The following is a 6,202-nucleotide window of genomic DNA, read 5'->3' on the forward strand; positions in this document are numbered from 1 at the left end:
TGATTTTGGTGCTTTTTTTGAAAAGTCAAGTAATTTGTTTGGAAAGTCAGAAATATAACTTACAGAAAATGTATTGTTAGCTTGATGACATTGTCCCCGAGCCTCCCCACGTAAGATGAAAGAAAAGCACTTTCATCTTCGTTGCCGGGTCTCGGGAAAACTCCGATGGCCCGGGAAATGACGACCTGGCCTCCGGGATTTATTGCCACTGAAAAGTTATCCCTTTTAATTAGAACTCGCCAGCAGTCCTAAGCAATGTTTTATAGATGGCTGATTCGAGCCTTGCGTTAGCACAGCTCGCCTGTAACTACGTTATTTATAAGTGATGTGGTGCATTCGAATGATTTGTAGAGGCGAAGCCGAAACTGTCATGGAATTATTGGAACTCCTTCCGGCAAAGAAGTACTTCAACTAGTTAGATTCAGCTGCAGACGATTGCGCAAGGTCAAACTAAGAAGAATCGCGCTGGGGCCGCTCATATCGAGCGGCCCCAGTCCTTTTCGTTCTTAAATTGATCTTAAAAACAATCATCGGAAGATGAATCTGGCTTTTTAAAATACACTCGGCTCCACAAGAAGTGGCGTTCTACACATCTAAAACTTACATAGAACTCCGCACCGAGTAATAGACGATAACAAACGTAAAAATAATCAACACGTTCCAAACCGTATAAGCAGTCTTCGAAATCGGACGATCAAGCGCTGGCCATTTGTTCACAATCACAACAAATGTCGCCGTCAACCCAATCGCCAACCCAATTGTCACAATCACAGACAAATCAAAATAAGCACTCAAGAGTAAAGATAAAAACACAGCAGGAATTAAAATCGCCCCATTGATTAATTTGCGGAGCGTGTATTGGTTCTCTCTCACGTTAGAACTCCCTTCAACTGATCATCCAGTTCGCGCACTAAATACGGCTTTGCCTGTAAAAATTCTAGAAATGCTTTCGTTTCCACAATCATCTCAGGCTTTGGTGTAGCCCCTGTATAATAAGCGCGTAGTAAAATGTTTTTTGGTGTATTTTCTAAATTCACAAACTCGACCAGCTGCGTATCATAACCGACTAAATCAAGGACTTGCGCACGAATTGAATCCGTAGCGAGGGAGGCAAATCGTTCTTTAATTAATCCGTGACGCGTCATCAAAGATAGTGCAGGCGATTCGAGTTGTGTAAACAGTTCATGTTGGCAACAAGGCACGCTTAAAATGACGCGAGCTCCCCACTTTACAGCGCGACCCAGTGCTAAGTCTGTTGCTACATCGCACGCATGTAGTGTAACGACCATATCGACTTGTTGGGCATCATTGTAATCGGCAATATCTCCAACTTTGAAGTGGAGTCCTTCATAGTTCAGTTCACGTGCAAGTTTTTCACAATGAGCAATCACATCTTTCTTCAAATCGAGGCCTGTAATCTCTACTTCATAGCCTTTCATTTCTCGTAAATAATGATACAAGGCAAACGTCAAATACGATTTCCCAGAACCAAAATCAAGTATTTTGAGTGGTCGGTCCGTTGGTAAGTACGCAAGCGAGTCTTCAACGAACTCGACGAACCGGTTTATTTGCTTGAACTTATCATGCTTTTGATTTTTGATTTTCCCATCTTTTGCTTGCACACCAAGATGTACCAGAAACGGATGAATCGTATCGGGATCTAATACATAGTTTTTCTTCCGGTTATGTGAAAGTACAGTAGGGGCCTGTTCGTCATTTTCCGTGCGCTTGATGCTTACCTTTTTCTTTTTGGAGAGCTGGATGTGAACTGTCTCGCCAGCCCATACGAGTTGAAGTTGGCGGTATTGCTCTAAACAAGCAGCAACAGCTTCTTCCACTTCCTCTAAAGGATAGTTTTTATGACGCAGTGTCTGATCAAAATGCGATTCGAACTGGATATGATACACGCCTTTGATTTCCACAGGTTTTAGTTTGATTTTGCCAGCAGTTTCAGTTTTTAAACGTGGCTGACTGATGACACCACTTCGTAATTGTTGTCCGCGCATTCGTGTGACGATTTCGTCTACTAACTCTTGAAATTCCACTGCGAACACCTCCGTTCATGCATTTTCTACAGTCCATCATAGCACACTCCAAACTCAACAGGAATTCCGTCAGAATTTTGTGATAATATGGAAGAGACAACACGACAAAGGGGAGATTGTTTTGTTAAATGAATTGACGATTGGGGAAGTTTTACGAAAAACGGCTTTAGAATTTCCAGAACAGGAAGCGTATGTCTATCCTGAACATGGAATCCGTAAGACTTATAAAGAGTTTGATGAAGAGACGGACCGATTAGCACGCGCGTTTATGGCGCTTGGCATTCAAAAAGGGGAACATGTGGCTATTTGGGCGGATAACAAGCGCGAATGGTTGCTCACACAGTTTGCAACAGCGAAGATGGGGGCAGTGTTAGTCACCGTGAACACGAGTTATCAAAAGCAAGAGCTTGAGTATTTGCTGAAGCAATCCGATAGCACTACGTTACTGTTGGCAGATGAATTCAAAGGGACATCGTATATCGATATCGTTCACAAGGTAGCGCGTGAGCAAGTTCCACATCTTTCCCGCATCATCACGTTTTCAGATGAACAACGTCAGGGGATGATGACATGGTCAGAACTAGAAGGACTTGCGGATCAAGTGACAAAAGAGCAACTCGATGAACGATTTAGTTCTTTATCAAATGAAGACGTCATCAATATGCAGTATACTTCTGGAACTACAGGCTTTCCAAAAGGAGTCATGCTCACTCATCGCAATATTGTGAACAATGCTCAACTGGTAGGGGACTACATTCACCTAACTGAGAAAGATCGTCTTTGTATTCCGGTCCCGTTCTTCCATTGCTTTGGTTGCGTGATGGGGACGTTATCAAGCGTGATTCATGGCACAACCATGGTCATTTTGGAACAATTCCATCCGAAAAAAGTCCTGCAAGCAGTCCAAGACGAAAAATGTACAGGTCTTTATGGGGTTCCAACAATGTTTATTGCAGAATTGAACGAGCCAGAGTTTGCTTCGTTTGACTTATCTTCCCTTCGTACAGGTATCATGGCAGGTTCAATCTGCCCGATGGAAGTCATGAAAAAAGTGATCCACGATATGGGAGCCAGCGAAATTACGATTGCATATGGTCAAACGGAATCTTCACCTGTTATTACACAGACAAAGACGGACGATGCGATTGAAAAACGTGTAAGTTCTGTTGGTCGCGCGCATCCTGGTGTAGAAGTGAAAATCATTGACCCTGTGACAGGGGAAGAATCACCGGCAGGAGTTCCAGGAGAACTTTGTACGCGCGGGTATCTCGTCATGAAGGGCTACTACAAAAATGAGGAAGCCACAAAACGTGCTATAGACCATCACGGATGGCTACATACCGGGGATATCGCGGTGATGGATGAAGACGGCTATATCGATATTACAGGTCGTATTAAAGATATGGTCATTCGTGGTGGAGAAAACATCTATCCAAAAGAAATTGAAGAGTTTTTCTATCAACATCCTAGTATTCAAGATGTACAAGTTGTCGGAATTCCCGATGCGAAGTATGGGGAAGAACTGATGGCCTGGATTATTTTAAAAGAGGGTCATTCGGTCACTGAAGATGAAATTCGGGAATTTGCGAAAGGCGCTATTGCTCATCACAAAATCCCGCGCTATATCGAGTTTACAGAAGGGTATCCGATGACTGCTTCTGGTAAAATACAAAAATACATGCTGCGTGAACTCGGCCAACAAAAGGTGACAAAGTAAGTCGTTATTTCCCGGGAAATAGACAGCGTTAGACAGGAGACTACTATGCAACTAGATCATATCGTTCATTTTGTATCAGGAACACCCGAAGAACTTGTTGAAACATCGAATTATGCAGGGATTTATGGCGTTTTAGGTGGTGTTCATACACAATGGGGCACTGCGAATACATTGGCATTTTTAGCGTCAAGCTACATTGAATGGTTGAGTTTAGTCGACCATTCTGTTGCGAAAGAAGCAGACCATCCATTAACGAAGCTTTTCCTGTATGACAGAGAGAGTGGACCAGGGCTTGGTACTATCTGCTTACGTCCCGATTCCATTGAAGAGGTTCACAGGCGCTTTGCTGACATGGGCGTTGCAACAACTGACGTACTCGATGCCTCTCGAACAACTCCAGACGGGACCGTACTACGCTGGAAGATGCTTTTTGTGAAAGAAGAGCCATCAAACGAATTACCCTTGCCGTTTTTCATTGAATGGGAACAGTCGCAACAAGATAAATACGCGGATTTGGAAGCGCTCAAACAGTTGCCACCGAATGTTGAGGAGTTAAAAGTGAAACGACTTGTTATGGGGACACCCCACCCGATTGAAACTGCAAAAAAATGGGCACACTTACTTGGGGTGCAGAGTGATGAAAACAAATTGCACTTGGAGAACACAACAATCGAATTCATTGAGACTAAGGGTCCTCACCGTCTCGTCGGAGTTGACATTACCGGCACAGGCAAGGACAATACGATAGAGATAGAGGGCGGTCAGTATACGCTCTTGCCATAGGAGGGTCTAGTATGGAACAACAACAAGAACGTGCCATTTTGGTCGGAGTCGAACGTCAAAAAGACCTTCACTTTGAGTATGAAATGGAAGAACTCGAAAATTTAGCTTCAGCAATAGATATTGAAAAAGCTGGAGAAGTCACTCAAAATCTTGAGCGCATCAACGCAGGAACCTATGTGGGAACAGGTAAAGTAGAAGAAATCAAGATGCTGTTTGAAGCAACAGACGCGGACCTGGTCATTTTCAATGATGAATTATCACCTTCTCAAATTCGCAACTTAGAAGCAGCGCTTGAGTGTGAAGTGATGGACCGAACAATGTTGATCCTGGCAATATTCTCGCGTCGTGCAAAAACACGTGAAGCAAAACTCCAAGTGGAACTGGCGCAACTTCAGTACATGTTGCCGCGCTTGGTCGGATTACGCGCATCACTCTCTCGACAAGGTGGAGGCACAGGTGGGGGCTTTAAAAACCGTGGAGCCGGTGAAACGAAACTTGAGCTGGATCGCCGAAAAATCGAACAGCAAATTTCTCGTATTAAACGTGAACTCGAAACAGTGAAAAGTCAACGTGACACGCAACGCAAGCGACGTCAAAAAGAAGGCCTACCGGTTGTTTCGCTAGTTGGGTATACAAATGCAGGGAAATCAACGATTATGAATCAAATCATGCAACAGGCGGGGAAAGATGAAAAGCAAGTGTTTGAACAAGACATGTTGTTTGCGACACTCGAAACTTCCGTTCGTCAAGTGAAGCTAGAAGACCAAAAGCAATTCCTGCTAACAGATACTGTTGGATTTGTCAGTAAGTTGCCGACGCATTTAGTCAAAGCATTCCGTTCAACATTAGAAGAAGCAAGAGAAGCAGATTTGTTACTGCATGTGGTAGATGTTTCAAACTCGGAGTATCGCTATATGATGGATATTACGAATGAAACACTTGATAAGATTGGCGTAGAAGCTGTCCCAACACTTTACGTATTTAATAAAAGTGACCGTGCTGAAAGAGAGTATCCGGTCTACAAAGATGACCAGCTCTGGATTGCTGCAAAAGAAGGAGCGGGCATTTCTGAACTGATTGAGCAAATTAAGTCGCGCGTGTTCCAAGATTACACGACAATGACATTATTGATTCCGTTTGATCAAGGTGAAATTGTTGATTACTTGAATACACACAGCAATGTGCTCGACACGGAATACGATGAACACGGCACATTAATGACCGTAGAATTGTCTGCTAAAGATGCAGCACGCCTCGAAAGTTTTATGCAAGCCTAGCCAAAAGAGATGAAGAGAAAGCTGTTTTTATACAGAAAGCTATAAATTTCCAAACCTTTAGAGTGGGTAGGGGTGACTCCAGCGGGATAAAAAGCGGAAGCTGAGACCTTTTTTAGATGTGGAGAACGCCACTCTAGAAACTCCGAGGAAATCAGCCGTGCCCATAAAGGCGTTTTCAGCCTTTGTGGGTGCGGCTGATTCCGGAGTGTGTTTCTGGCGTTCGGAACTCGACCTTGGCTCTGCCCGCGCCCGCGGAACGCTTCCCCTACACACCTGAAACAATTGAAAAGAGGCTGGGACAAAACCTAGACTCTAATTGAAAAAGCGCGCACCGCAGAAAATTCTGCGGTGCGCGCTTTTTGTGTACAAAAATAAGGACA

Annotated in this window: 5 protein-coding genes; 3 read left to right on the plus strand and 2 right to left on the minus strand. The window is 43.8% G+C overall.

Annotated features, from left to right (window positions below):
• Positions 1-600: 600 nt before the first annotated feature.
• Together JOD03_RS13630 and JOD03_RS13635 are read right to left on the minus strand one after the other, a co-directional pair.
• Entirely contained in the window at positions 601-873 is a 273-nt protein-coding gene (locus tag JOD03_RS13630; RefSeq protein ID WP_204592014.1) for a hypothetical protein, read from the minus strand.
• Positions 870-2,045 (minus strand): methyltransferase, encoded by a 1,176-nt coding sequence (locus JOD03_RS13635; RefSeq protein WP_204592016.1) that lies wholly within the window; start codon positions 2,043-2,045, stop codon positions 870-872. The genes JOD03_RS13630 and JOD03_RS13635 overlap by 4 nt, the downstream gene beginning before the upstream one ends.
• Positions 2,046-2,166: 121 nt before the next feature.
• Here JOD03_RS13635 and JOD03_RS13640 point away from each other — a divergent pair, with 121 nt between their 5' ends.
• The 3 genes from JOD03_RS13640 to hflX are packed head-to-tail and all read left to right on the plus strand — an operon-like array spanning position 2,167 to position 5,822.
• Positions 2,167-3,762 (plus strand): AMP-binding protein, encoded by a 1,596-nt coding sequence (locus JOD03_RS13640; protein ID WP_204592018.1) that lies wholly within the window; start codon positions 2,167-2,169, stop codon positions 3,760-3,762.
• Between the two features lie 45 nt (positions 3,763-3,807).
• Positions 3,808-4,545 (plus strand): VOC family protein, encoded by a 738-nt coding sequence (locus tag JOD03_RS13645; RefSeq protein ID WP_204592020.1) that lies wholly within the window; start codon positions 3,808-3,810, stop codon positions 4,543-4,545.
• 11 nt (positions 4,546-4,556) lie between these two features.
• The gene (gene hflX, locus JOD03_RS13650; RefSeq protein ID WP_204592021.1) at positions 4,557-5,822 is read left to right on the plus strand and encodes a GTPase HflX; all 1,266 of its coding nucleotides are present in this window, start codon (positions 4,557-4,559) and stop codon (positions 5,820-5,822) included.
• Positions 5,823-6,202: the final 380 nt, after the last annotated feature.

The sequence above is a fragment of the Chryseomicrobium aureum genome (assembly GCF_016909155.1).
Lineage (GTDB): Bacteria > Bacillota > Bacilli > Bacillales_A > Planococcaceae > Chryseomicrobium > Chryseomicrobium aureum.